Source organism: Paraburkholderia sp. 40 (assembly GCF_050434105.1).
GTDB classification, from domain to species: Bacteria; Pseudomonadota; Gammaproteobacteria; order Burkholderiales; family Burkholderiaceae; genus Paraburkholderia; species Paraburkholderia tuberum.
Genome location: NZ_JBNPVY010000002.1, coordinates 2,132,819 through 2,158,691 on the forward strand (window position 1 = coordinate 2,132,819; position 25,873 = coordinate 2,158,691).

A 25,873-nucleotide genomic window follows, 5' to 3' on the forward strand; every position below is an offset into this window, starting at 1 on the left:
GCGTCAGGTGGCGGGTTGCGCAAGGGCCTGGGCTTCGTCGTGCTGCCCACGTACTGCGCCTGTCGCGACGAGTTCCGCAATCCGTTCGTCGCTGTAGCCGATGCTCCGCAGCACGAGTTCTGTGTGCTCGCCAAGGTGTGGAACGGCGAGCGGTGGCGACCCAGGCTCCAAACGGAAGTGAATCGGGCTTGCAACGTGGTTGCGTCCGGACGGATCCATCTGGACCATCCCGCGCTCGTGCGCATGCGGATGGTCGAGCGCTTCGGCGAGCGAGAGCACCGGCGAAACACTGATGTTTCGGCCTTCGAACCAGCAGAGCCATTCATCGAGTGTGCGAGTCAGGAAGATTTGCGTCAGGAACGCCCGGACTCGTATCTGGCCTTCACCGGCTGGGCCGATCGCGTCGGCGACGAGATCCGGACGGCCGAGTGGTGTAAGCAGGTTGGCTGCGAAGCTGTGTTCCCGGCCGCCAAGGCAGAGCCACTTCGAATCGGCGGTCTCATAGGTGTCGAGCAACGCGAGCCCGCTGTCGCCTTCAGTCGGCCCTCGCAATTGGCTGTCCGGCGCGTTGAGCAAGCGGCCACTCAGATACGGCTGCGAGGTGAGCGCCGCATCGAAAAGCGCCATGTCGATGTAGTCGCCGCGCCCCGTTTCCCGCGCGCGCAGCAGCGCCATCAACACGGCGGACAACGCCGTCAATGAACCGGCCAGCGCAGCGAGCGACGGTCCCGTGGCAATTGGGATTCCCCGGCCATCGCGCGGCAGCGTGCCTGCAAGCGATTGAACTACCGGATCGTGTGCGGGCAAATGAGAGAGCGGGCCGGTTTGGCCGAATGCGGTAATCGCACAATAAACGACTCCCGGGTTGGTCCGGCTGATCGTGTCGTAGTCGATGCCAAGCCGAGCGGCCACGCCCGGCCTCGACGATTCGATCACGACGTCGGCCTCGTTCATCAGCTTGAGCGCGACCTCGCGTGCGTCCGGATGTTTCAGATCGAGCGCGATGCTGCGCTTGCCGCGGTTGATCGCGGCGAAGAACGCGCCGTCGGTGCCCGGTGCGCCGCGGGTGGGGTCGCCGGTGACCGGTTCGATCTTGACGACGTGCGCGCCGTGATCGGCGAGGTTGGCGGCGAGGAACGGACCCGGCATGAATTGCGACAGGTCCACGACGCGAAGGCCGGTCAGTTTCATGCCAGAGCAGCGCTGAAGCCGAGCTGGCGTTGCGCAATCGCGGCGGCTTCCTTCACGATGCGACCGATCAATTCCGCACAGGTCGGCAAGTCGTGAATGAGGCCGGTCACGATACCGGCGGGGAAGGCGCCGCCTTCCACTTCTCCTGTCACGAATGCGTCCATCCAGCGCTGTGCTCCGGTCAGCGCGTAGAGGTCCGAGCGCGTCACGTTGCCGGCGCGCTCGAGTTCGAGCGCGGCGAGACTCACGCTGTTCCTGACCACCCGGCTTGAATCGCCGATCGAGCGGCCAACCAGCACCGTATCGCGCTCGCTCGCTTCCAGCAGCCGTTGCTTGATCGCAGGGTGGACGGGGGACTCCTGCGTGAGCATGAATCGGGTTCCCATGTTGATGCCGTCCGCGCCGAGCGCGAGAGCCGCCATCAGCCCGCGCCCATCGGCAAAGCCGCCAGACGCGAGAATCGGCACCTTCAGCTTGTCGGCGGCGGCGGGAATCAGGATCAGTCCCAGGGATGTCGTCTTCGCCAGGGTGCCCGGCGCATTCGAACCCGTCGATGCTGACGGCGTCCGCGCCGAGCGATTCGGCCTTCACCGCGTGGCGAACCGTCACACACTTGTGCACGACCTTGACGCCCTGCGCCTTGAACTCGGCGATGTATTTCGCCGGATTGCTGCCTGCTGTCTCGACGACCTGGACGCCTTGAGACACGATCGTGCGCACATACGCGTCATAGTCGAGACCGACATTGGCGCCGAGAACGGTCAGGTTGACTCCAAAGGGCTTGTCGGTGAGCGAACGCACCCTGTCGATTTCGCGCGCGAGTGCATCGGCGCTTGCATGGGTGTGCGCGGAGATGAAGCCGAGACCGCCCGCATTGGCCATGGCCGCCGCCAGTTCGGCTCGCGCCACCCAGCGCATGCCGCCTTGAATGATGGGATATTGAATGCCGAGTAATTCAGTAATGCGATTGACATACGGTTTCATCGCGCGCCTGTAGCCTGGATAGGAAGTATGGGTGCCAGAGAAATGCGCGTGACGCGCGTGACCTGGCGGGCTCTGTTCGCCACGACAGCGTGGCGCTTTTTAGCAATTCAACAATCGCGAAACTGGGGTTTGCGCTTTTCGGCGAAGGCTGCCATGCCTTCCTTTCGATCTTCTGTGGCGAAGGTCGAATACGCCATACGCCGCTCGAACAGGATGCCTTCTGCCAGGCTCGATTCGTAGGCGCGGTTGACGCACTCTTTGGCCATCGCTACGACTGGTTGCGAGTATCGCGCGATCTCATCGGCCGTTTTCAGCGCTTCCTCGACGAGCGTGTCGGCGGGCACGATGCGGCTCACGAGGCCGCATCGTTCGGCTTCAATGGCGTCCATCCTGCGGCCGGTGAGGATCATTTCCATCGCCTTCGATTTGCCGAGCGCGCGCGTAAGGCGCTGCGTGCCGCCAGCGCCGGGAATGGTCGCGAGCGTGATTTCGGGCAGGGCGAAACGGGCGTTGTCGGCGGCGAGAATGAAGTCGCACATCATGGCCAGTTCGCAGCCTCCGCCTAACGCAAGACCCGCGACCGCGGCGATGACCGGCTTGCGACAACGCGACGTGCGTTCCCAGTTCGACGTGATGAACTGATTGTTGTACACGTCCATGTACGTCCATTCGTTCATCATCTTGATGTCGGCGCCGGCGGCGAACGCCTTTTCGCTACCGGTCATCACGATGGCGCCGATGGCGGGGTCGGCGTCGAGGTCGTCGAGTGCCGCCGTCAGCTCGTCCATCAGCTGGTTGTTCAGTGCGTTGTAGGCTTGCGGACGGTGCAACTTGATCAAGCCGGTTTTCCCGTGCGTTTCGACGATGATCGTCTCGTAGGCCATGGTTCTTCCTTGAACGAATGAGGGTGAACACCTAGGCCCGGATGGGGCCTGCTCGCCGATGATTTGCGTGTCTGCAGTGCGCCGCTCGGCAGCGTCAGAGCGTATCGTGCGTTGCCAATTTTGTGAACGACGTTTATGATTCTGAATGTGCGACCCAGCTTTGTCAATTGAGCGCGAGGTCAGAATTGCTAACGGAAAACACCGCGAGGAGACACTGCATGACCACTCGTCACGAGGACGGACAGATTCGCGTTGAGCAGCGTGGGAATCTGCTCTTGATGGGCATTGACCGGCCGGAAAAGCGCAATGGTTTCACGCCGAAAATGTTCAGAGAGCTTGCCATGGCTTACACGCAGCTCGAGAAGAGCGGCGATATTTTTTGCGGGCTGGTATACGCCGAAGGCGATCACTTTACGGCAGGGCTCGACATGCCAAAGGTCGCGCCGTTGCGCCGCGAAGGGAAACCGCTGCTTCCTGAAGGCGAGGTCGATCCGTTCAACTTGCGCGCACCGCTGCGTACCAAGCCGGTCGTCATTGCGCTGAAGGGAATCTGCTTCACGGTCGCGGTCGAATTGATGCTTGCATCGGAAGTGGCTGTTGCGGCCGACAACTGCCGTTTCTCCCAGCTTGAAGTCAAGCGGGGAATCATGGCAGGTTGTGGTGCGACGTTCCGCATGGTGCAGCGAGCCGGCTGGGGCAACGCAATGAAGGTACTGCTTACCGGCGACGAATTCACCGCAGACGAGGCGCGGCACATGAACTTCGTGCAGGATGTCGTGCCTGCGGGGCAGGAGTTCGACCGGGCGCTCGCGATCGCCGAGCGAATCGCAGCGCAGGCACCGCTAGCCGTGCAGGCCACGATGCAGAACGCGCGCGTTTCGCTGGGACAAGGCTGGCAGGATGCTTACGCGACGATTCAGTCGACCCAGCAGTTTCTCTACAACACTGAAGACGCGAAGGAAGGCGTTCAGTCCTTCATCGAAAAACGTACGGCGAAGTTCGTCGGACGCTGATGCAAGGCTTCCGGCGCAGCCGGCGTGAATTCAAGGGGATCGTTTGCTATGACAAAAGGCGCGTTGGCGGGTGTTCGCGTACTCGACCTGAGCCGTATTCTCGCGGGGCCTTGGGGGGCTCAGATGCTGGCGGATCTCGGCGCGGAGGTCATCAAGGTCGAGCGTCCGGGCAAGGGCGACGATTCGCGGCAATTCGGCCCCCCGTTCCTGATGGATCGGGAGGGAAAGGCCACGCGCGAGTCGACGTTTTTTATCAGCGCGAACCGAGGCAAGAAGTCGATCACGTGCGATATCTCCACGGCCGAAGGCCAGGCGCTGATCCGCTCGTTGGCGGCGCACTGCGACGTGTTGCTCGAGAACTATAAGGTTGGCGACCTCAAGCGTTACGGGCTCGACTACGACAGCCTCAAGCTGGTCAATCCGCGCCTGATCTACTGTTCGATAACCGGATTCGGTCAGACCGGACCGTATAGCCCGCGCCCCGGCTACGACTCGATTTTCCAGGCGATGGGTGGCCTGATGAGCGTGACCGGAAACGGCGACGACGTGCCGGGCGGCGGGCCAATGAAAACCGGGCCCAGTCTTGCGGACATCCTGTGTGGTCAGTACGCCGCTTCGGCGATCATCGCAGCGCTTTATCATCGCGACGCGGCGCAAGGCGGCACCGGGCAGGGACAGTACATCGACCTTGCATTGCTGGACGCGATGATTGCTGCCACATCGCACTATGCAAGCCAGTATCTCGTTTCCGGCCAGATTCCCGTCCGGCGCGGTACCGAGGGCAACGGTGGTATGCCGTCCCGCATGTTCCGCTGCGCCGATCGCGACATCATGATCGTGGCGGGCAACAACGAGCAATACGCGCGATTGTGTAACGTTCTGGGGCACCCCGAGCTCGCTAGCGATTCACGATTCAGCGAGATTGCGCTGCGCGTGAAGAATCGTCGCGCGCTGGGCGAAGTATTCGAGCCGCTGATCCTTCAATGGCGGAGCGATGAACTACTCGCAGCACTCGACGCCGCCGGGGTGCCGGCCGGACCGATCAACAATCTGGAGCAGGTGTTCGCAGATCCGCATGTGCAGGCACGCGCGATGTGCGTCGAAGTTGCGCACCCGCTCACGGATAAGGCGGTTCGGATGGTCGCCAACCCGGTCAAGATGTCGGGCACGCCTATCGATTCGTACGGGGCGCCGCCGATGCTCGGACAACATACGGACGACGTGCTGCGTAATGTGCTGAGTATGTCGCAGTCGGATATCGATATCCTGCGCGAAAAGAAAATTCTATAGAAAGGGCAAAGCCTGCGACGCGCAACCTGGCTGGACGCGCTTTTCGTTCGACGGTTGAATGATTGCCGCATCCCGTAGCGGCCTCGTCGGTATTTTCGTATCACGCTTATGTAATCAGAGGTTCTTTGATGCACATCGGAATACCCGCGGAAACGCGGGCGAACGAAAGCCGTGTGGCCGCGACGCCCGAGACAGTCAAGAAATACGTCGCCCAGGGCCACAGGGTGACGATCCAGGCCGGCGCGGGCGCCGGCGCGAGCTATCCCGACGACGCGTACACCGCCGTGGGCGCGCAGCTCGCCAATGCGCTTGAAGCCTTTGGCACGGAGCTCGTGCTCAAGGTTCAGTCGCCAACGATGAGCGAATTGCCGCTCATGAAACGCGGCGCGGTGCTCGTCGGCATGCTCGACCCCTTTAATGCGGAGAACGCCGTCAGACTAGCCGAAGCGGGCGTGACTGCGTTCGCGCTAGAGGCCGCGCCGCGCACCACGCGCGCGCAGAGCCTCGATGTGCTGTCCTCGCAGGCCAACATCGCCGGTTACAAGGCGGTGCTCGTGGCTGCGAACCTCTATCCGCGCTTCATGCCGATGCTGATGACCGCCGCCGGCACCGTGAAGGCCGCGCGCATGCTGATTCTTGGCGCGGGCGTGGCGGGCCTGCAGGCCATCGCCACGGCGCGGCGCCTGGGCGCGGTGATCGAAGCTTCCGATGTCCGCCCTGCGGTCAAGGAGCAGATCGAGTCGCTCGGTGGGAAATTTCTCGACGTGCCCTACGAAAGCGATGAGGAACGCGAGGCAGCCAAAGGCGTGGGCGGCTACGCTCGCCCGATGCCGCCATCGTGGCTCGCGCGCCAGTCGGCGCTGGTGCACGAGCGCGCGAAGCAGGCCGACATCGTCATCTCGACCGCGCTGATTCCGGGCCGCGACGCGCCGACGCTGCTGCCTTCCGAAACCGTGCAGGCGATGAAGCCTGGCTCGGTCGTGATCGACCTCGCGGCAGGACGCGGTCCGGTCGCCGAGCAGGCCACGGGCCGGCGCGGCGGCAACTGCCCGCTCAGCGAGGCCGACAAGGTTGTGACGCATCATGGGGTGCAGATCTGCGGCTACACGAACCTTGCCTCGATGGTCGCCGCCGACGCTTCCGCGCTCTACGCGCGCAATCTATTCGACTTCCTGAAGCTGATCGTCACGAAGGAAGGCACGCTGAACATCGATCTCGCGGACGACATCGTCGCGGCCACGCTGCTGGCCCGCGATGGCCAGGTCACGCGCAAGGCATGACGAGGAGAAAAACAGGAATGGAAGTCATCAACCATACGGTGATCAACCTGATCATTTTCGTGCTGGCCGTGTACGTGGGCTATCACGTGGTCTGGAATGTCACGCCGGCGCTGCATACACCGCTGATGGCCGTGACCAATGCGATCTCGGCGATCGTGATCGTCGGTGCGATGCTCGCCACGGGCCTGACCGTGGGCGGCGCGGGCAAGTTGTTCGGCACGTTCGCCGTGCTGCTCGCGGCCGTCAACGTGTTCGGCGGTTTCCTGGTCACCCGGCGGATGCTGGAGATGTTCCGCAAGAAGGAGCCGAAGAAGCTCACCGGCAAGGAGGGCGCGTAAATGAGCCTGAACGTCGTTACGCTGCTTTATCTGGTCGCGTCGGTCTGCTTCATCCAGGCGCTCAAGGGGCTATCGAATCCGAAGAGCGCGCGCGCCGGCAACGTGTTCGGCATGGTAGGCATGGTTATCGCCATTCTCACCACCCTCATGCTGATCGTGAAAGAGTCCGGTCAGTTTGGCTCGAACCTCGGGCTTGGACTTGCGTTACTGTTCGCGGCGCTCGTGGTCGGCGGCGGTCTGGGCGCCTATGTCGCCGCGCGCGTCGAGATGACGAAGATGCCCGAACTCGTCGCGGCCATGCATTCGCTGATCGGTCTTGCCGCGGTGTGCATTGCGTACGCGGTAGTTTCCGAGCCCGCGGCGTTCGGGCTCGTTGCAGCAGACGCGCCGTATCCGGGCTTCCTGCCGTACGGCAACCGTATCGAGCTGTTCATCGGCACTTTCGTGGGGGCGATCACGTTCAGCGGTTCGGTGATCGCGTTCGGCAAGCTCTCCGGCAAGTACAGGTTCCGCCTGTTTCAGGGCGCGCCGGTGGTCTACCCCGGCCAGCACTTGATCAATCTGATGCTCGCGCTCGGCATGATCGGCTTCGGCATCCTGTTCTTCCTCACGCAGTCGTGGCCGCCGTTCATCATCATGACGCTGATCGCGTTCGCGCTGGGCGTGCTGATCATCATCCCGATCGGCGGCGCGGACATGCCGGTGGTCGTCTCGATGCTGAACTCGTACTCGGGCTGGGCGGCGGCGGGCATCGGCTTCTCGCTGAACAACGCCATGCTGATCATTGCGGGCTCGCTCGTGGGCTCTTCCGGCGCGATTCTGTCGTACATCATGTGCCACGCGATGAACCGCTCATTCTTCAACGTATTGCTGGGCGGCTTTGGTGGCGACGCGGGCGCGGCCGCGGCGGCTGGTGGACAGGAGCAGCGTCCGGTGAAGCCGGGTTCGGCCGATGATGCCGCGTTCATGCTCGGCAATGCGGAAACGGTCGTGATCGTGCCGGGATACGGGCTGGCGGTGGCGCGCGCGCAGCATGCTTTGAAAGAGCTGACGGACAAACTGGTCGAAAAGGGCGTGGACGTGCGTTATGCAATTCACCCCGTGGCCGGCCGCATGCCGGGCCACATGAACGTGCTGCTCGCCGAGGCCGAAGTGCCGTACGACATGGTCTACGAGATGGAGGACATCAACAGCGAGTTCGGCCAGACCGACGTGGTGCTGGTGCTCGGCGCGAACGACGTGGTGAATCCGGCCGCGAAGAACGATCCGAAGTCGCCGATCGCGGGCATGCCGATCATCGAGGCGTACAAGGCGCGCACCGTGATCGTCAACAAGCGCTCGATGGCGGCGGGCTACGCCGGGCTCGACAACGACCTGTTCTACATGGACAAGACGATGATGGTGTTCGGCGACGCGAAGAAGGTGATCGAGGAGATGGTGAAAAGTTGCAGCTAAGGGGGAGTCACGACGACTGAGAGAAGCAACAGCCGTATCGTATGTACAGACCACGTAGAAGTGGGGTGTATCCACTCCGGTAGGGACGCCCCGAATATCTCGCGTCCGCATCAACGTTCGGACACGCCCGTGCGCAGCGGAAAGTCACCTCATTGGGCTTGGGCGAACTGCCGCAGCGAGTTCGACTGGATGGACGTCCACTTGCCGTTCTTCACGTCGGAATGGTTTTAAGAAATTTCTCAACAGACGCGATCGAGTCCCAAAGGTAACGGCGAAAAAACGCCTTGGCTCGGTATCCCGTAGCCAAGGCCAAACTCCACACGCTCTCGCGAAGTGTGTGAGAGGAGAAACAACTGATCGCTCTTCAAGCTTCGTGGTACGCGCCCGGCGGGAAGCTCACTCCTCGGATCGAGGCTCGCGATAATGCAACAGGACGTTTCATATATTGCACCGTGTTCAAAAAGACGCACTAAAGCATTGACTGTCCGCCGTCCACGCTGATAGTCTGCCCGGTTATGAAATTAGCGTCGTCACTACATAGAAATGCAACTGTTCGTCCAATATCGCGCTGAGGATCGCCGAAGCGGCCAAGCGCAATCTCAGAGAGATAGCGAGTGCGTTCCTGAGGATTGGCTTCGAGGTAGGCTTCGGCGGCAGGCGTGAGCGCTGCCGGGCAAATGACGTTGACGGTAATGCCGTAGACGCCCCATTCGCGCGCGGCAACACGCGAGAGCCCACGAATGCCCTCCTTGGTTGCGGCGTACGCGCCGAATCCCTTGAGGCCTTCGATGCCGGTGCGCGAGCCGAAGTTGATGATGGCGCCGCGGCCCTGCGACTTCATCCGCGGCAATGCGGCCTGCATGAAATACAGCGTGCCGTACAAGCCCGATTCGAGCGTGTTGCTCCAGTCATCGTCGGTAACGGACTCGAGCGGCACCCCCGGGCTGCTGCTTTGTGCATTGTTGATGAGTACGTCCACACGTCCGAATCGCTCGACGGCAAGCTCGACTGTCCGCACGGCGTCGGCACGATTGCGCGTATCACCGGGCACGACCAGCACTTGCGAACCGAGGGCGCTCAATTCCTCAGCGGCCCGCGTGAGTTTGGCCTCCGTGCGACCAGTGAGGACCAGATTCGCCCCCTCGGTGGCAAGCGCAAGTGCGATGCCGAGTCCTACGCCTTGCCCGCCTCCGGTCACGATGGCGACCTTTTCTGCCAGTTTTTTCGTGTACATGAGTAAATCCAGAAGTGAAGGTTGATGTTGCTGTTCGACACGCGAGCGTATTGCGTAAATGGTCTGGAAGACGATGCTTCTTCATTCCAGATTTTCGAACGACGTTCAAATATATCGCAAGCTGTGTGAGAGAGCGCCCTGGCGTATTCCCGAATTCGGGGGTGCAAAGATGTGCCAAACTACGATCGATGTAAAACTATGTGAATAGTTCCCGTATAATCGATACGGTCAATTCATGGGGAAAATCATGTTGAAAGAGACCTCAGCGCCGGCGGATCGGGACGTGAGCGGGCCACGCTCGCTGACCCGACTCCTCGGAATTTTCGATGTGCTGGCGAAGTCTCCGGACGGGATGTCGCTAGCAGAACTGAATGTCGCTCTCGAGTCACCGAAGAGCAGCCTGCTCAATCTGCTGCGACCTCTGGTGGCGGAAGGGTACTTGATGCACGACGTAGGCCGCTATCGCCTGGGGCCGTCGATCTTCCGGTTGTCGGCGGGCGTGATGGCCTCGTGGAATTTTTCGAAGGTGCTGCACCCATTCCTGGTGGATCTCTCGAAGAGCACCAATGAAACCGTGTATGTCGGTGTCCTTGACGCCGAACACAAAGAGATCACCTATGTCGACGTGATCGAGAGCGAGCAATCGGTGCGCTATTCAATGCACATCGGCTTGCGTCGCCCGCTCTACTGCACGGCTGCGGGCCGCGTGCTGCTGGCCCATGCACCGGACGCTTTCGTTACCGACTACATGAAGACGGTCAAATTCGAGCGCCGCACGCCGCAAACGATCGCAACGAAGAAGGCGTTGCGTGACGAACTCGATCACATCCTCGAAAGCGGCCTGTCGGTGAGTCGCGGTGAACTACTGCCGGATTCGGCCGGCGTGTCGTCGCCGATCTTCGGGCCGAATGGCAAGGTCATCGCGGCGATGGCAATTGGTGCGCCGCTCGAACGCTTCGACCGCGAACGTCACCGGCTCGAAGAGAACATGATCAGAGTCGCACAGCGGGCGTCTGCGTTGGGTCAGGCAGAAGAGGAGTGACTCGCCAGTCGGTCGGCGGCGCAGTGAAGCGGGTGCTTCAATGCGCCGCGGTCGCGGTGCGGTCGAAGAAGCGTTGCACCCGCGCGCAACGGATCGGTCGCAACGACCGTCAGTGTTTACGACGCTTCGGCAGCATGGAGGCGACCAGCAGTCCGGCGATCGAACTGCAGGCGATGTAGACGAATACCGAAACATAGCCACTATCGGCCGGAAACGATGCACCGTCGTGTCCCGCCGTCGCGCTGCGCAGCAGCGCAAATACCGCCTGGGCACCTACCGCGAAGAAACACGAGAAGAAAACGTAGAGCATGCCCGTTGCCTCGCCTGTCTGATGTGCAGGCGTCGCTTCCACGATCTGGTTGTACAGCGCCGTGCTTGCGAAGGCGAGGCCGAACGAGCACAGCACCGCACCTGGAACGAAGAGCAGCAGGCTGCGATGAAGCACGATCAGCGAGGCCCAGCCCAAGGCCAGTACGAGCATGCCAATCAAGGCAGCGGGCCGGGCCTTGTAGCGGGCCGCAACCCGGCCGCTCCATGGGCTCGCGACCAGCGCGACGATGTTGATGCTGAACATCAGTAATCCGGCTGCCGTCGCGCTCAACCCGAATCCGGCGTGCGTGCCGGCAGGCTGCTGGGCGAGCAGCGAGAAGACCTGTCCTAGTTGCATGGCGCCTGCCGCGAGGAATGCCATGCATGCATTGGCCAACACGACTTCGCGCGTCTTCAGCAGACGCACATTGATGAGCGGATGACGCGCCCCGTGTTGATGGCGTGCCCAGAGTCCGAGCACGATCATCCCGCCAGCGATCAAGCCCCACAGCCGCGGATCGCCGAGCCCCCACGTGCGGATTTGCTGCACGGCGAAGAGGATGGCGCAAAGTGCTGGAGCGAACGCGAGACCTCGAATGTAGTCGATCCGTACGCCGGGATTCGGTGGCGATGGCGGTGCCCACGCGCGTACCGCCGCGACGGCCACGACGCAAAGCGCGACTTTGAACCAGAAGCCGCCCTGCCACGAATAGTGATCCACGACAACGCCCGCGCAGATGTAGATCAGCCCCGCCGACACCATGCCTGCCGCGCTGATCAACCCCACCGCGGCAGGCAGCCTGGCGGGTGGCAGATTCTCACGAACCAGACCGATGGAGAGTGGCGTAATGCCTGCCGCGATTGATTGCATCGCACACCCCGCGACGAGCATGCCGACATCGGTCGCGCATGCGGCCACGACTGCGCCCGCCGCAGCGACCGACATCACCACGAGCAGGATGCGGCGGTAGCCCAACAGGTCGCCGAGTCGCCCGCTCACCGCGGCAAAGACGGCAGAGCCGAGCCAGTACGCGGTGACGGTCCAGCTTACGGAGTTCGACGCAGGAAAAGCCTTGTAGAGCGTGACCAGCACGGTGTAGATGACGGTGATGCCGGACGAGGCCGCTACCGCGGCAAGCAGGATCGCCATCGTGAACCCGCGCGGAGGACCCGCCACGGGTTGCGCTCGGTGTGCCGGCTGGGAGAGTACTTCGGCTTGCATAAACGTCTCCGGTTGTGCGTATTCGTTTCGATTATACTTATATACGAACGACGTTCGCATTGGCGTTTATCGAAGATTGCGATGCAGGCCGAAAGGATCGCGAGGCCACCGCGCGATATCAAATCGATATCGACGTTTTCGAGTTCGATATGAGAGTTTTTTGGTCGATGGCTTGAGCCGATACTTCTCTCAAGGGCGCGCACGTTCAGCAGCGCTCCGCACAATCAGGAGAGAGCTCATGCAAACATATCAAGGGAAGATCTACGACGCCGACACGCACTTCTACGAAGTCGAGGACGCGTTCAACCGTCATTTGCCCGAGAAGTTCAGGAAGGACTGGTCTTTTACCAGCCGCATCACGGCAGACGGCAACCGCTGCATGTATGTGGGCGACCGGAAGGTGGAAATCAGCGAGGGATACACATCGGCCGAGGGGCACGTTCCGCCGCCGGGCAAGCTGCATGAATGGCTGCGCGCGATGAAGGATGGCAAGGATAACGTCGATATGCGGGTTTCGCCGACGCCGGACATGTTCAACCGCGACGCGCGCCTGAAGAAGATGGACGATTTCGGTGTTGAAGCCTGCACGATGTACATCGGCGAAATGGTCGCGTGTATTTCCTACCTCAACGAGCCCGTTGCGGCAAATGCGGTGTTGCATGCGTATAACCAGTGGATGCTTGACGACTGGGGCTTCAACTACAAAGACCGCATCTACACGACGCCGGTCGTCACGCTCGACGATCTCGCTGCGGCTGTCGCGGAGGCCAGGTGGCTGGTTGCGAACGGTGTGCGGGTGATCCTGATGCCGATGGGGCCGGCCAATGGCCGTGCACCTGCGGATCCGTACTTCGATCCGTTCTGGTCGGTCCTCAACGAAGCGGGCGTGCGAGTCACCTTCCATGTGTCGGAAGCGATCTACATGAAGGATCATATGGCGGTGTGGGGCGAGCCCGTGCAGCAGTCGCGCCAGCGTCAGACCGCCTTTGTCTGGATGCACGGTTACGGCGAGCGGCCGGTCATGGAAACGCTGTCGTCGTTCATCTTCTACAACTTCTTCGAGCGTTTCCCGCGGGTCAAGCTGTGCAGCGCCGAAAACGGTGCCGAATGGGTGCCTTCGCTGCTCGTCAAAATGGACAAGTGCCGGGGGATGGCGAAGAATGGCTACTGGCCGTGCGGTCAGCTGAAGAAACGCCCGAGCCAGATCTTCAAGGAAAATGTCTTCGTGGTCGCGTATCCGGAGGACGACATAGCCCAGATCATCGCTCAAACGGGATCGTCGGACTTCCTGTTGATGGGCTCCGATTATCCGCACGCGGAAGGCGTGCCCGAACCGAAGGACTTCGCGTCGGAAGCATGCAATGGGCTCTCGGAAGAAGACACGCTCAAGATCATGTACGACAACGGCCGCCGGTTCATTCCGCTGCACGTGTAATCGGCCTTGCACCGGTCGACGGCGGCAGACGGTCTGTCCGTCCCGCGCGATTTCTTCATTATGAACAGGTTAGCCATGAATATTTCGGACTATAAGGCGCTATTGCTCGAACGCGAAGGCGGCGTCTTGACCGTTACGCTCAACCGCCCGGAAACGTTGAACGCGTTCGATGAGCAAATGGACATTGAGATGTCGCGGCTTTTTCTCGATGTCGCCGAGGATGTTGAGACCCGTGTCGTGGTGTTGACGGGCGCAGGGCGGGCTTTTAGCGCGGGCGGCGATATCGAGCATATGCAGCAGGTCATCGACAACCCCACGCTGTTCCTCGAAGGCATGCAGCGTGCAAAGAAAATTGTCTTCTCGATGCTGGATTGTCCGAAGCCGGTCATCGCCAAGATCAACGGTCATGCAATTGGTCTCGGCGCGACGATCGCGCTGTTCTCGGATCTGAGCTACGCGGCCAATCATGCAAAGATTGGCGATCCGCACGTGAAAATCGGCTTCGTGGCGGGCGATGGTGGCGCGGTGATCTGGCCGCAGCTCGTGGGCTATGCGAAGGCCAAGGAATACCTGTTGACGGGGGATCTCGTCACCGCGGAAGAGGCGGCACGACTGGGTCTCATCAATCATGCCGTACCGGCCGACCAGCTGGATGCCGTGGTCGACGCGATGGCGAAGCGTCTCGCAAACGGCGCTTCGCGCGCCATCCAGTGGACCAAGGCGTCGATCAACATCGGCCTGAAGCAACTTGCGCATTCCATTCTCGACGCGTCGATTGCATACGAGGCGCTGTCGAACCTGACGGAAGATCATCAAGAGGCGGTCAACGCGTTTCGCGAGAAACGCGAGCCGGTGTTCAAGGGACGTTGAGCTTTTACAGTGTCCGGCGCTAGCGATACCCGCGGCGCCGGGCGCGGCGAGGGAGCGATGCACATGCAACGGGTAGTGGCGATAACAGGTGGATTCGGCACGCTTGGGCGCACGGTTGGTCGCGTGTTTGCTGAGAACGGCTGGAAGGTCGCGCTGATCGACAAGGCGCTCGAGCCGGAGAAGGCGAGCGCGGAGCAGCTGCACGCTTCCTGGTGGCGAGGAGGCGTCGAGCTGACTGATCTCGATGCGGCGCGCTCGGCGCTCTCCGCGGTCGTCGAGCAGCTTGGCAAGCTCGATGCGATCGTTAATGTAGCGGGAGGCTTTCGCTGGGAAACGCTGGCGGACGGCAGTCTCGACACCTGGGATCTGATGTACCGGACGAACGTGCGCACGGCGGCGACTGCGTCGAAAGCGGCACTCGACCATATTGCCGACAGCGCGGAGGGCGGACGCATCATCAATATTGGAGCCGGCGCTGCGCTGAAGGCGGGCGCGGGCATGGGAGCGTATGCGGCCTCGAAGTCGGGGGTGATGCGTTTGACCGAGGCGCTGGCCGAAGAACTCAAAGGCCGTTCCATTACCGTCAACGCTATCTTGCCAGGCATCATCGATACGCCACAGAACCGCGAGGATATGCCCGACGCTGACTTTTCCCGCTGGGTGCGGCCTGAAGAAATCGCCGAGGTGATTCTCTTTCTCGCGTCTGGCGCCGCGTCGGGGGTGACCGGTGCTTTGATTCCTGTCACCGGGCGTACGTAAAGATCCCGAACCGGAAATAGCAGTTGACGCCCGAGTCAACGGCGCCAACTGCAAATCGCGTTTCAGGTGAGGTGTGCGAGCGAGTCGTTGTTGAACCCGAGGAACGGCTCGCCAAGCCGTGCGCGCCGCGCCCAGTTCGGATCATGTAGGAGCGAGCGTCCCACGCCAACAAGATCGAACTCGCTGCGTGAGAAACGATCGAGCAGGGCGGTGAGGTCGGGCTGCGCCGCTGTCGCGGCCCCGGCCATTGAATCGTAGTAGCCCTTGTTAATGCCGATCCCACCAACAGTCATCGAAAGCTTGCCGGTTACCTTCTTCACCCAACCGGCGAGATTCATCTCTGAGCCCGCGAATTCCGCCCGGTTGAAATAGCGGGTGCTCGCCTCGAAGATGTCGACGCCAGCATCCGCGAGCGGCGCGAGAATGTGCTCGAGTTCGTGCGGGTCGTTGGCGAGACGCGCGCGGAAATCCTGCTGCTTCCACTGGGAGAAGCGGAACGTGATCGGCATCGTCGCGCCGATCGCTTCGCGGATGGCACGGACAACCTCGGCGGCAAAGCGGCTGCGCGCCGTGAGATCCTTGCCCCATCGATCCGTGCGTTGATTGGTTTCTGCCCACAGAAAAGCGTCGATCAGATAGCCGTGAGCTCCGTGAATCGCGATGCCGTCGAAGCCGGCGGCCGTCGCATAGCGCGCGCTTCGACCATAGGCTGCAATGACGTCCGCGATCTCGGCATCGGTCATGGGGCGGGTTGGCGGCATGACGCGCTCCATGTAACCTGCGTTCAGCGATGTCGTTCGTCCTTCCGGTCCCCACAGTCCCGATGGGCGCAGTGGCGAGGCGGCAGGGAAGGGGCCCGTATTCGCCTCTTTCATGGGTCCCATATGCCACAACTGAGGAAAGATGATTCCGCCGCTAGCGTGAACTTCGTCCGTCACGCGTCGCCAAGCGGCAACTGATTCCTCTCCGGCGAGCACTGGAATCGAATTTTCTCCGAGTCCGGCTTCGCCGAGCGCCGCCGGGTGATCGACGCCGACGCCTTCTGTGATGATCAGGCCTGTCTCGCCCTGCGCACGCCGCTTGTAGTAGGCGGCGACGTCACTACCGGGCAATCCGTTCGGCGAAAAGCCGCGAGTCATGGGTGACATGACGATACGGTTGGCAAGCGTGACCCCGCGCACGGTGAGAGGCGAAAAGAGCGAAGTGGCATCCATTGGTCATTCGCATAGTTGACTTGTGTGCGGATAATGATACGCTATGTTCTATCGATGAAAAAGCACTATTGGCGCCGTCTCGCAGGCGGCGTTGAACAGGAGGATTGCATTGGAGCAAGCAGACTCATTGGCGGTAGACGCGCTCGAAGAGAGCGGCGCAAAGCTCATCCCGGAGGGCTTTGCATTGATGCCGGAGTTCGGTCCCTTCCATCGGATGTTCGGACCTACCTACTTTCGCAAGAGCGAACGCGGACACGTCGTCGGCATGTACGTTCGCGAAGCGCATCGCAACCTTGGCCAGATGATGCACGGGGGCGCTGTTTGCATGCTGGCAGACACCGCCATCACGTGGGCGAGCAAGTATTCGCGTCAACCGGCCGTCAGGGTGTTGACGACGGGCTTGACGGTCAATTTCATGGGAAACGCGGAGCCCGGCGACTGGGTGGAAGCACACGTCGACGTTCTACGTTCGGGAAAGCGGGTGATTTTCTCCGACTGCCAGATCTGGGCGAATGCAAAATGCATCGCCCAGGCGTCGGGGCAATTCCAGGTGATGGGTGAAATTGACAACTAGTGCGTCTGCGAGACCTGGATGGCCGCGCGAACGTTACGGCATTGACCGGGCTCGAACCTTATCCAGTGCCGCACGGTACCTCCACGCGGTCAACAGAAGCCGATGAATCCGCTCAGCCCGGCGTTTCCGTTCGGAACGGGTGGTCTGAACCGCGAGGTGCACTTCGGGCGCGCCTGTGACCAGTGTGAGAAGATCGCGCGCCGCGTTCGAGGGATCGTCGATGGCGATTACGCCGCTGACCGCGGCGGCTTCCAGAACGCCGGTTAGCGGCTCCAGCATCGTCACCACGAACCGCAGAAACTGCTTTGCGACATCGGGAAAGCGAATCGCTTCGCCAATGACCATGCGTGAAGTGTGCATGCTGTCCGGTATTGCCATGTGTTCGACAAGCGCATCGATAAGGGATGCCAGATTCGTCGAAAAATCGCGGCCCGGTTCCAGGTGCTCCGAGATCTTGCCGCGCAGATCGGCCATCCCGCGCCAGACGATGGAGCGAAAAAGCTCTTCTTTTGTGCCGAACTGGCGATACACGGTCGTTTTGCTGACGCCAGCCAGCGATGCGATTTCCTCGACCCTGGCGGCGCCGAAACCTTCTCTGATGAACACGGATTTGGCGGCGTCGAGCAGCCGCTCGCGCAACTGAACTGCATCGTCGTGGGTGGGCCGGCCAGCCGTTCGAGGTTTGTCCGCCGCAGCGAGCCGCGAGGCTCCGTTGGGAGCCTGAACTGACATAGGTTTGTACATCGGGGAGTGTTTGATGACGGAATCAGGACATCAGTATACTCATGAGCCCAAGGGGGCGCCAGTAATGGCGCCCCCTTGGGCTCGGACCGCGCGCAGCAGGGCTCAAACGTTGATCATGCCACGTACATACGACTCCATCGTGCCGGCGCACGAGAGCTTGTCTTCGCCTTCTTCGAGATCGGCGTAGCGGCCGACTTGACGGACCAGCGGCCCTTGCAGGCCGTCGGTGTTCCCCGCCGGTGAAAAGTCGACCACGACCTTGTCGCCGGTGATGAAACCACCCCAGTATCCCTCGGCCAGCAGGTCGAAAAACGCGAAGCGCCCCTCAACGACGCCCAGTCCATCCGCAGGATTCAGCAGTTGCTCTCCCGCCTTGTCGAGGACGAACGGGACGATCCACGGGCAGACTGCATAGCCCTGCGCAACTTCCGACCAGGGGCCGGTTCCGATCATCTCGGACATGCCATAACTGTTCTGGACGTTCTCGGCACGAATACCGTAGAAGCGGATGATTTGCTCCCGATAGTCGGTGGGGGCCGAGGTGCCCTTCAAGCCGCCACCGGCGGTGATTACCGTATCCGGATGGCAGATGCCATCGGCGATGCCGCGCTGACGGGCGCGCTCGACGAGCGTCCAGTGCAACGACCAGTTACCCTGGACGAGCACCGGAACTTCGCGCTGCGCGGTTAGCTTGTCGAGAAACCGGTCGATCATCTTGCCGGTATGACGTTGGCGCGCCACCGCCTGCTCCTGAAACGCCGCGACCTCGCTCGGTTTCGCGGAGCCGTCGGCGATTGCGCGGCGCATGCGGCCCATCGAAATCGTTGCGGATGCGAGCACCGGTTCGTCGAACATCAGCGTGGTTTCCGCGCCGAGCCGTTGCGCTGCGTTCAGTACCGGTTCGATATGCCGATGCGCGCCGGCAGGAGGCATCATGAGGAAAGCCGGGCGCTTGCCGAAATCTCTTCGGATCATTGCATTGCCGTAGACGCCCAGCTTCACGCACGACTCGGTGACATTGTCGAGATCGGCTTGCGTCTGGCTGATGAAGCTGCACTTGCCGGATGTGCCGCTCGAGCTGAAAACATGGTGTCCCGCTGTGCGCAGACGGTCCATCCATGCGTCGACGTTGTCCGCGCCGTCCAGATCGACTTCGGCTACCCGTTTGCTCGATAGCGTTTGCAGCCATGCCGAAAGATGCTTCCAGCGGCCGTTGTCGATGAATGACTCGGGGTAGCTCTTGTAGATCTGATGCGCGAACAGCAGGGGCACCATATCTTCATGGCGGGTCACCTCGTTGACGCCGACATCTTCCGCTCTGCGACGCAGTAGCCTGATCTGTTCGCGGCGCTCGGCGAAGCGCTCTTTCATGGCAGCGAGCTGAAGCTCGCAAAGGTTCTCGGGGTGATTGCGAAACGGGTCGCTTTCACCGCGCAGCATTGCGTAGAACGGGTCCAAAGCGGACATGTCGTCTCCAGGGCTATGAGTTGCCAGGCGTCAGTGCTCGAAGTTGGTGGAACTCGACACGTCGAGCCAGGCTTCGAGGTCGTGTTGCACGGACGAAAGTTTCTTCCGAACGATGTCGACGGCGTCCGGACCTAGTGGTAGCCGCAGCGGTGGGGTGTCTGCGGAAACCGCGCGCACGATGGCGTCGGCAGCCTTTGCCGGATCGCCCGTTTGCGTGCCGTGGTAGCTGCTCATGTAACGACGCATCTTGCCCACGGTTTCCGTATAGACGGGTGATTCGACCTCGCTCCACTTCAGCGATCCACCTGCGAAATTGGTGCGGAAGCCACCCGGCTCGACCACGGTCACACGAATCCCGAACGGGCTCAGTTCACGAGCGAGCGATTCCGAAAGCCCTTCGATCGCATGCTTCGAAGCGCAATAGAAACTGCAGCCCGCGATGCCGATCACGCCCGCGACCGACGAGAAGTTCACGATATGACCGTGGTTGCGCTCGCGAAAATGAGGCAGTACGGCGCGTATCACGTTGACCGTCCCAAACACGTTGGTATCGAACAGCTGACGTGCTTCCGCGTCGGAGACCTCTTCGAGTGCGCCGAACAGACCGTAGCCGGCATTGTTGACGAGTACGTCGATGGCGCCCGCGCGCTCGATGGCCTGCGCGACGGCGCGAGGCACCGCTGCCGCGTCGGTCACGTCAAGCAGCACGCCGTGCGCGCGTCCGGGTGCGAGATTTTCGAACGGCGTGATCTGTGCGTCATTCCGAACGGTCCCGACCACTTTGTCGCCACGGGCGAGGACCGCCTGCGCAAGGGAACGGCCGAAGCCGGACGAAACGCCGGTAATGAACCACACGGCTGGGCTTGTCTGTGTTTCAGTCATTGTCGATTGGCCTTCAGATGAGTAGCAAACATCGATTTAGTTGGCGGTGCGGGCCTCGGTCATGTCGGCGATCTCTCCGCGGACGTAGGCGTCGATCGTTCCCGCGCAGGACAGCTTGTCGTCGCCGCCGGGCAAATCCTTGTAGCGCACCACGTCGCGAATGATGGGCGTGCGTACGCCGTCGATGCCGTGACCGAACTCCACGGTGACCTTGTCGCCGCTGATCACGCCGCCCCAGCGCCCATCCGCGAGCAGGTCGATCATGGCGAGCCGTCCCTCGACGATGCCTTTCCCGTCCGCAGGATTAAGCAGTTGTTCGCCGGTCGAGTCGAGCACCAGCGGGACGAGCCAGGGCGGGACCGCCCACGCCTTCGCTTCGTGAAACCACGGGCAAAAGCCCGATACTTCGCCCATGCCGTAGCCGTCGTTGAAGTTGGTCGCGTTGAAGTTGAAGAAGCGCTCGCACTGTTGCTGGAAATCTTCTGGCAGGTTCGCACCTTTCTTGCCGCCGCCGATGCTAATGATCGTGTCGGGGTGAAAGTCGGCGTCGGGAATGCCACGCTGGCGTGCCGTGGCGACGATCTGATAAAGCATGCCCATCATGCCCATGATGAACATGCGCTCGTGACGCCGTTCGAGCAGTTGGTCGATGAACTTCCGGAAATCGGCTTGTACGCGTTCGCTGCGTTCTCGACTTTCGTTCTGGAAGGCTTCGATTTCACTCGGGAGCGCGGTGCCGTCCGCGATGGCCCGCCGCATGCGCGCCATGCGCGTGGTGTGCGCGGCGCTTTGCGGCACATCCGACATGTAATGAAGGTCGCCCGGCATCGCAATCGATTCGGCGAATTTCGCCATGCGCTCCGTTCCGGTGTAAGAGCCGGAGGAGGGCGTCAGAAGGAACACGGGATAGCGACGCGACGGATCGCGCATGCCGCTCGCCGCCCAGCGAATGCCTTGGGAGAGGAGGCGCCAGCCGAGTTCGCGGTCGGCTTCGCTCTGGTAAATGAAGGACTGCTTGCCCGAGGTTCCGCTCGAGCTCATCACATAATGGCCGTTTCGACGCAGCGCATGGATCCAGTCGTCGAGATCGGCGATCGTGCCGTAGTCGAGTCCGTCGATCTTGCGGGTTGTGAGCGTTTGAAGCCACGCCGTGAGGTGGCGCCATTTTCCCTGCTCGATGAACGAATCGGGATAGCTCTTGTAGACGGAGTCGGCAAAAAGCAATGGCACGGCGTCGCTCATGCTCTTCACTTCCGTCACGCCGGCTTCGCTGGCCCGCCTGTCGAGAATGCGAATCTGCTGCCGCCGCTGCGCGAAGCGCTCGCGCACGGCTTGCAGTTGCGCGGCATGGAGGCTTTCCGGCGCATTGCGGAAGGGGTCTCGAAGATCCGTGAGGTGAAGCAGCGTGGAAAGGGCTTGCATTATTGCGTCTCCTCCGGATTCGGGCCCGATTCCTCCGAGACCCATTTCATGAATCGATGGATCGGGAACATGCCGTCATGCGGATAGCCGCCAACCCCATCTGAAATCGACTCGCCCAGCGCCACGATGCGTTGGACGCCAGCGCACGCGAGCGCGTCGCGCACCTCTGTGACCCGGTGCGGCGGATAGATGCCGACCGTTTGCGTGGCGACGGTCGCATAGCGCGCACCGTCGCGCAGGCTTGCCACGGGAACGACGTTGACGGTCTTGCAAATGGGATGAAAATCGACCATTTCTTCGGAGCGAATGACGAGCCCCTTGCCGTCGTATCCGCCGAACACCCGGTAGAGCGGCTCCATCTCACGCAGCACATCAACCGCTTCGCGAATGTCGCTGGGCACCAGCGGGCCCTGGCCGTCGCCATAGCGAAAGTCCTGGCCGAGTGCCAGCGCCAGTTGCTCGGCATAGCGGTCGGCGTCGTCTTCGTCGCCTTCGATGAATTGATACCGGCTCGCATTGCACGCGTCCTGGTTGAACGACAGCACATCGGCTGCGCCGGCACGCGCGACGTCGCGCAGCACCTCGTCGGATGCAAAGGCTTCACGGCCGACCAGCGAGATAGATACCTTCGGATCGAACGCGACCAGCTCGAGCCCGGGGCCAGCGTAGCGCATCACGTGCCGAACCGCACTGTCGCCGCCCCATACGACAATCTTGTCGAAGTACTGCGGACGGTAAAGAATCGACTCGACATTTTCGTCTCCACCGCGCCAATACGCAGCCGAAAACGACTGGGTGACGGGATGATCCGGGTCGATGTCGGCCATCGTGCGCAGAACCGCAGTGGCCGTGAACAGATCGTTCGAAGGCAGCTTGAGCAGGTGGACGCCTTTCGTCAGCGCCGCGCGCATGACCGTCATGGCTGCCACCATCGGCGAGTTGCCGGCGAGCACATGTACGAGGCGCGGTGGAAACGCGCGCAGACGACTCGGGCGCCCGCGCAGCGTGCGTGCCACCCAACCGTCGACGAGGCGCGCGTCGCCAAGACTTACGCGCAACTCGTCCTCGATCACCTCGCGTGCGAAAAGCATTGGGAATGTCGCGATAGCAGTTTTCGAGAATCCGTCGCCCGAGCGGACTCACTTTGATCATTGACTCGAGCGCGGCCTGCATCAGCGGATTGACGTCCAGATGCAAACGCGGCCCCAGCTCGACAAGAAAGTCGATAACCTTCGCAATCGGCATATCGAAGGCGGGGCCTGACTCAGCTCGCGGCCACACGAGGTCGTCAAGGTCGATCCTGGGTGTGCAGAAACCTTGGCCAAGATCACGCGACACGTGCCTGATGGCGCTTCCGGTGACAGTGCGACCGCGGTATACGTGAGGAACCGGCAGCGGCACGAGGCTGGGCTCCTGCGCCGGGTTCCCGCGTTGCCTTTCTGTTGTTTCGGGGTGCTCCATAAAAGCTCCTTTTCAAATATCGATACGCGTTGACTTCGGGCGCAGACGCTGGTCGATTCCGAGCTTGCTATCGCTAGTCAGCTCAGATTGACGATCATCCGATCGAGTAAATGTTTGACGGTTCGGACTTCTTCGACCGTGAAGCCGCGAAGCTGCCGATTGCTTGCATCGACGATGTGCGGCAGGGTTCCGCGCAACAACTGGCGGCCCTTTGCAGTCAGTGTGAGCTCGACACAGCGTCGGTCGGAAGTGCTGCGAATTCGTTCAATCAATTCTCTTTTTTCAAGCGAATCGAGCTTGCGGGTCATGATGCTGCTGTCAGCGAGCAGCATCTGGCACAAGGCAGTAGGTGTGCGAGCACGTCGGTCGTACAGTGCTTTCAGGATTCCCCACTGTATTGCTGAGAGCTCGCTCGCAGCGAGCTTTCCGTCGATTTCCGCCCCAAGTAGAAGATGAACCAGGTTCATCTTGAACGCGACACTATCTTCAGTACGGTATTCCTCTGGCGCAAGTCTCTGTGCGAGTTCGGCGCCAGCCGGTTCTCGCTCGAGCGTGACGGAGTCGGGTAGATTCATCGATTTCCTGCCAAAAAAGTAGCTGCATTTGCAGGCAACTATATGCACGCCATTCGAAATATGCAACGATAGGCGAGGTGTGGTTTTCCCCATGTTGCGACGGGGAGCAGGTATGCGCGACGATGCGCACGCGTCTTTTTGTTTGCAATCTTCGGGAGGGACCATGTCGGAATCTGGTGTGGTAAGTGACATGGCGATGCCTGTCGCTGTTGAGGAAGTGACCGCAAAGTGGCTGACCTCCGCGATCGCGTTCCGATTTCCCGGCGCCGAAGTAACTTCGTGCAGGCACGTGGAGGTATTGCCGGGTACGTCGACCAAGGTACGCGTCGCACTCGAGTACAACGAGGCGGGACAGGCAATGGCGCTGCCGGCGCGCATGATCGTCAAGGGCGGTTTCGAGGATCACAGTCCTTCGATGAGAGACATGTATCGCAACGAAATGCGTTTTTATCGCGACGTTCTACCGTTCATCAACATGAACGCGCCTGGATGCTTTTTTGCCGGCACGGATCCTGACGCCTGGCAATCGGTCGTAGTGATGGAAGACCTGAGCGAGCGTAACGTTCAGTTTTGCCGTGCTCAGCAATCGCAGGGCTACGAACAAGTCGCCCTACGGTTGAGTGCGATGGCGCGCTATCACGCGCAAACATGGAACAGCCGGGAGTTCGACAAGGGCGGTCGGCTCGAATGGGTCGGAGAGCGTTTTTCGGACTGGTCGCTGGAATACCAGAACCGATACCTCGAACCGGACGTCTGGGCCCACTACATATCGCTGCCGAGAGGAGCGGCAGTAAGTCGGTATCTGCACGATCGGGACTGGATGATGGCATCTCTCGCGCGCATTGCGCGCGAACATAAGAGCAAACCGGTATGCCTCATTCACGGCGATACGCATCTGGGAAATCTGTACGTCGAAGCTGACGGGACGCCAGGTTTTTTCGATGCCCAGGTCAGTCGGGCGCCTTGGAGCCTCGAGGTCGCCTATCACATAGGGTGCGCACTCGATATCGAGGACCGTCGCTCATGGGAGCGGTCGCTGCTCGAACACTATCTTTCGCAGCTGGCGATTGGCGGGGTCGAGGCGCCCGATTTCGACGAAGCGTGGAACGACTATCGACGCGATCTCGCGTATGGATACTTCATCTTTGCGATTAACGAAACCCGCTTCCAGACCGAAGCAGTGAACACCGCGTATGCGGCCCGCTTTGGCGCGGCGTTGGTGGATCACGGCACGGTGGGCGAATCGACATGATCTAAGCCAATAATGCAACCGTACGTTGCATTATTGGCATAGGGAGACTAAGCTCGACCATCGGCAGCCTCCTGGCGAGTTATGGCTTGAACGTGCAGGTGCTCGCTCGAACGTTCAAGATGACAATCGAATTTCATCAACCGATTACAGCATGCCTGTTCCGAAAATCTTTCATCAACGTTTAAGCGGCAAGATCGCGATCGTGACCGGCGCAGGATCGCTCGGTCAGGGTTTTGGCACGGGCAAGGCCATTGCCTGTCTTTTTGCGGCGGAGGGCGCGTCCGTCTGTCTCGTCGATCAGCAGTACGAGCGGGCGGCGGAAACGCTCGCGCTGATCACGGAAGCGGGCGGCAGAGCGTTCGTATCGACCGGCGATATCACGGACGGCGCTGTCTGTGCGCGCATTGTCGAAGAGACCGTTCAGCGGTATGGAGGTCTGGACATTCTCATCAACAACGTCGGTATCTCAGGCGCGCCGGGGAGATTGCAGGACGTCGACGAAGCGTCCTGGGACCGTGTGATCGACGTCAATCTGAAAAGTGCGTTCTTGATGAGCCGAAGTGCGGTGCCGAAGATCGTGGCGCGCGGGGGCGGGGCCATCGTCAACATCGGTTCGGTCGCAGGCATCCGCAGCCACGGGTCGGCCGCGTATGGCTCGTCAAAGGCGGGAATGGTCGGCTTTACGCGTGAACTCGCGGTGATGTACGGCCGCGATCAGGTTCGTGCCAACGCGATTGCTCCGGGGCATATTTTTACGCCAATGGTGGAAAGCATGCTTGACGATAAGGCTCGCGAACGTCGCCGCAAGATCGCGCCCCTCCCATTGGAGGGAGATGCATGGGACGTCGCGGCCGCCGCGCTGTTTCTCGCCAGCGACGAATCGCGATTCATTACTGGCACGTGCTTACCCGTGGACGGTGGCGTGACGCAGATTGCGGCGCTTGCGGCGTACGATCTGGTCCAGCAATAGCCACCG

23 protein-coding genes and 1 pseudogene are annotated in these 25,873 nt (G+C 61.3%); 12 read left to right on the forward strand and 12 right to left on the reverse strand.

Annotated elements, in window-relative coordinates; translation table 11 throughout:
* Nucleotides 1–3 precede the first annotated feature (3 nt).
* The 3 genes and pseudogenes from OKW28_RS11140 to OKW28_RS11150 form a co-directional block, all read right to left on the reverse strand.
* Nucleotides 4–1,191 carry a CaiB/BaiF CoA transferase family protein gene (locus OKW28_RS11140; RefSeq protein ID WP_429445469.1) on the reverse strand — a complete coding sequence of 396 codons (1,188 nt, stop codon included), beginning with the start codon at nt 1,189–1,191 and terminating at the stop codon, nt 4–6.
* Nucleotides 1,188–2,175, reverse strand: a pseudogene (locus OKW28_RS11145) (NAD(P)H-dependent flavin oxidoreductase). Before OKW28_RS11145 ends, OKW28_RS11140 begins: the two are co-directional and overlap by 4 nt.
* A gap of 107 nt (nt 2,176–2,282) precedes the next feature.
* Nucleotides 2,283–3,059, reverse strand: a complete 777-nt coding sequence (locus OKW28_RS11150; protein ID WP_429445470.1) for an enoyl-CoA hydratase — start codon at nt 3,057–3,059, stop codon at nt 2,283–2,285.
* 218 nt (nt 3,060–3,277) lie between these two features.
* Here OKW28_RS11150 and OKW28_RS11155 point away from each other — a divergent pair, with 218 nt between their 5' ends.
* From OKW28_RS11155 to OKW28_RS11175, 5 genes are all read left to right on the forward strand, one after another.
* Nucleotides 3,278–4,072: a crotonase/enoyl-CoA hydratase family protein gene (locus OKW28_RS11155; RefSeq protein ID WP_184032260.1), complete on the forward strand. Its 795-nt coding sequence runs from the start codon at nt 3,278–3,280 to the stop codon at nt 4,070–4,072.
* Nucleotides 4,073–4,120: 48 nt separating this feature from the next.
* A complete protein-coding gene (locus tag OKW28_RS11160) occupies nt 4,121–5,362 on the forward strand; it encodes a CaiB/BaiF CoA transferase family protein (protein ID WP_429445472.1) in 1,242 nt (413 codons plus the stop codon).
* 128 nt (nt 5,363–5,490) lie between these two features.
* On the forward strand, nt 5,491–6,642 hold the full coding sequence (locus OKW28_RS11165; protein WP_429445474.1) for a Re/Si-specific NAD(P)(+) transhydrogenase subunit alpha: 1,152 nt from the start codon (nt 5,491–5,493) through the stop codon (nt 6,640–6,642).
* A 17-nt stretch (nt 6,643–6,659) separates the two neighbouring features.
* Complete coding sequence (locus tag OKW28_RS11170; RefSeq protein ID WP_429445476.1) at nt 6,660–6,980, forward strand: NAD(P) transhydrogenase subunit alpha; 321 nt, start codon at nt 6,660–6,662, stop codon at nt 6,978–6,980.
* Nucleotides 6,981–8,435 carry an NAD(P)(+) transhydrogenase (Re/Si-specific) subunit beta gene (locus tag OKW28_RS11175; RefSeq protein WP_429445478.1) on the forward strand — a complete coding sequence of 485 codons (1,455 nt, stop codon included), beginning with the start codon at nt 6,981–6,983 and terminating at the stop codon, nt 8,433–8,435. It begins immediately after the preceding gene.
* 469 nt (nt 8,436–8,904) lie between these two features.
* Here the strand turns inward: OKW28_RS11175 and OKW28_RS11180 are convergent, their stop codons facing one another.
* Complete coding sequence (locus OKW28_RS11180) at nt 8,905–9,669, reverse strand: SDR family NAD(P)-dependent oxidoreductase (RefSeq protein ID WP_429445480.1); 765 nt, start codon at nt 9,667–9,669, stop codon at nt 8,905–8,907.
* Nucleotides 9,670–9,916: 247 nt separating this feature from the next.
* On the opposite strand from OKW28_RS11180, the gene OKW28_RS11185 reads away from it, so the two are divergent.
* Nucleotides 9,917–10,711: an IclR family transcriptional regulator gene (locus OKW28_RS11185; RefSeq protein ID WP_429445482.1), complete on the forward strand. Its 795-nt coding sequence runs from the start codon at nt 9,917–9,919 to the stop codon at nt 10,709–10,711.
* Nucleotides 10,712–10,820: 109 nt separating this feature from the next.
* On the opposite strand, the gene OKW28_RS11190 is transcribed toward OKW28_RS11185, so the two are convergent.
* Nucleotides 10,821–12,242 carry an MFS transporter gene (locus OKW28_RS11190; protein ID WP_429445484.1) on the reverse strand — a complete coding sequence of 474 codons (1,422 nt, stop codon included), beginning with the start codon at nt 12,240–12,242 and terminating at the stop codon, nt 10,821–10,823.
* A 238-nt stretch (nt 12,243–12,480) separates the two neighbouring features.
* On the opposite strand from OKW28_RS11190, the gene OKW28_RS11195 reads away from it, so the two are divergent.
* The 3 genes from OKW28_RS11195 (at nt 12,481) to OKW28_RS11205 (ending at nt 15,306) form a co-directional block, all read left to right on the forward strand.
* On the forward strand, nt 12,481–13,677 hold the full coding sequence (locus tag OKW28_RS11195; RefSeq protein ID WP_429445486.1) for an amidohydrolase family protein: 1,197 nt from the start codon (nt 12,481–12,483) through the stop codon (nt 13,675–13,677).
* 75 nt (nt 13,678–13,752) lie between these two features.
* Entirely contained in the window at nt 13,753–14,547 is a 795-nt protein-coding gene (locus OKW28_RS11200) for an enoyl-CoA hydratase/isomerase family protein (protein ID WP_429445488.1), read from the forward strand.
* A 63-nt stretch (nt 14,548–14,610) separates the two neighbouring features.
* On the forward strand, nt 14,611–15,306 hold the full coding sequence (locus tag OKW28_RS11205) for an SDR family NAD(P)-dependent oxidoreductase (RefSeq protein WP_429445490.1): 696 nt from the start codon (nt 14,611–14,613) through the stop codon (nt 15,304–15,306).
* 62 nt (nt 15,307–15,368) lie between these two features.
* On the opposite strand, the gene OKW28_RS11210 is transcribed toward OKW28_RS11205, so the two are convergent.
* A complete protein-coding gene (locus tag OKW28_RS11210; RefSeq protein WP_429445492.1) occupies nt 15,369–16,520 on the reverse strand; it encodes an NADH:flavin oxidoreductase in 1,152 nt (383 codons plus the stop codon).
* Nucleotides 16,521–16,629: 109 nt separating this feature from the next.
* Here OKW28_RS11210 and OKW28_RS11215 point away from each other — a divergent pair, with 109 nt between their 5' ends.
* Entirely contained in the window at nt 16,630–17,094 is a 465-nt protein-coding gene (locus tag OKW28_RS11215) for a PaaI family thioesterase (protein WP_429445495.1), read from the forward strand.
* 33 nt (nt 17,095–17,127) lie between these two features.
* On the opposite strand, the gene OKW28_RS11220 is transcribed toward OKW28_RS11215, so the two are convergent.
* The 6 genes from OKW28_RS11220 to OKW28_RS11245 form a co-directional block, all read right to left on the reverse strand.
* Nucleotides 17,128–17,826 carry a TetR/AcrR family transcriptional regulator gene (locus OKW28_RS11220; RefSeq protein WP_429445497.1) on the reverse strand — a complete coding sequence of 233 codons (699 nt, stop codon included), beginning with the start codon at nt 17,824–17,826 and terminating at the stop codon, nt 17,128–17,130.
* Nucleotides 17,827–17,940: 114 nt separating this feature from the next.
* Nucleotides 17,941–19,305 (reverse strand): hypothetical protein, encoded by a 1,365-nt coding sequence (locus tag OKW28_RS11225; RefSeq protein WP_429445499.1) that lies wholly within the window; start codon nt 19,303–19,305, stop codon nt 17,941–17,943.
* 30 nt (nt 19,306–19,335) lie between these two features.
* Nucleotides 19,336–20,187, reverse strand: a complete 852-nt coding sequence (locus OKW28_RS11230; protein ID WP_429445501.1) for an oxidoreductase — start codon at nt 20,185–20,187, stop codon at nt 19,336–19,338.
* 36 nt (nt 20,188–20,223) lie between these two features.
* Nucleotides 20,224–21,609, reverse strand: coding sequence for a hypothetical protein (locus OKW28_RS11235; RefSeq protein WP_429445503.1), 1,386 nt, complete (start codon nt 21,607–21,609; stop codon nt 20,224–20,226).
* A complete protein-coding gene (locus OKW28_RS11240; RefSeq protein ID WP_429445505.1) occupies nt 21,609–22,700 on the reverse strand; it encodes an acyl-CoA reductase in 1,092 nt (363 codons plus the stop codon). The genes OKW28_RS11235 and OKW28_RS11240 overlap by 1 nt, the downstream gene beginning before the upstream one ends.
* A gap of 447 nt (nt 22,701–23,147) precedes the next feature.
* On the reverse strand, nt 23,148–23,645 hold the full coding sequence (locus OKW28_RS11245; RefSeq protein WP_429445507.1) for a MarR family winged helix-turn-helix transcriptional regulator: 498 nt from the start codon (nt 23,643–23,645) through the stop codon (nt 23,148–23,150).
* 112 nt (nt 23,646–23,757) lie between these two features.
* Between OKW28_RS11245 and OKW28_RS11250 the strand changes: the two genes are divergently transcribed.
* Entirely contained in the window at nt 23,758–24,897 is a 1,140-nt protein-coding gene (locus tag OKW28_RS11250; protein ID WP_429445509.1) for a phosphotransferase, read from the forward strand.
* Nucleotides 24,898–24,922: 25 nt separating this feature from the next.
* Nucleotides 24,923–25,867 (forward strand): SDR family NAD(P)-dependent oxidoreductase, encoded by a 945-nt coding sequence (locus OKW28_RS11255; protein ID WP_429445510.1) that lies wholly within the window; start codon nt 24,923–24,925, stop codon nt 25,865–25,867.
* Nucleotides 25,868–25,873: the final 6 nt, after the last annotated feature.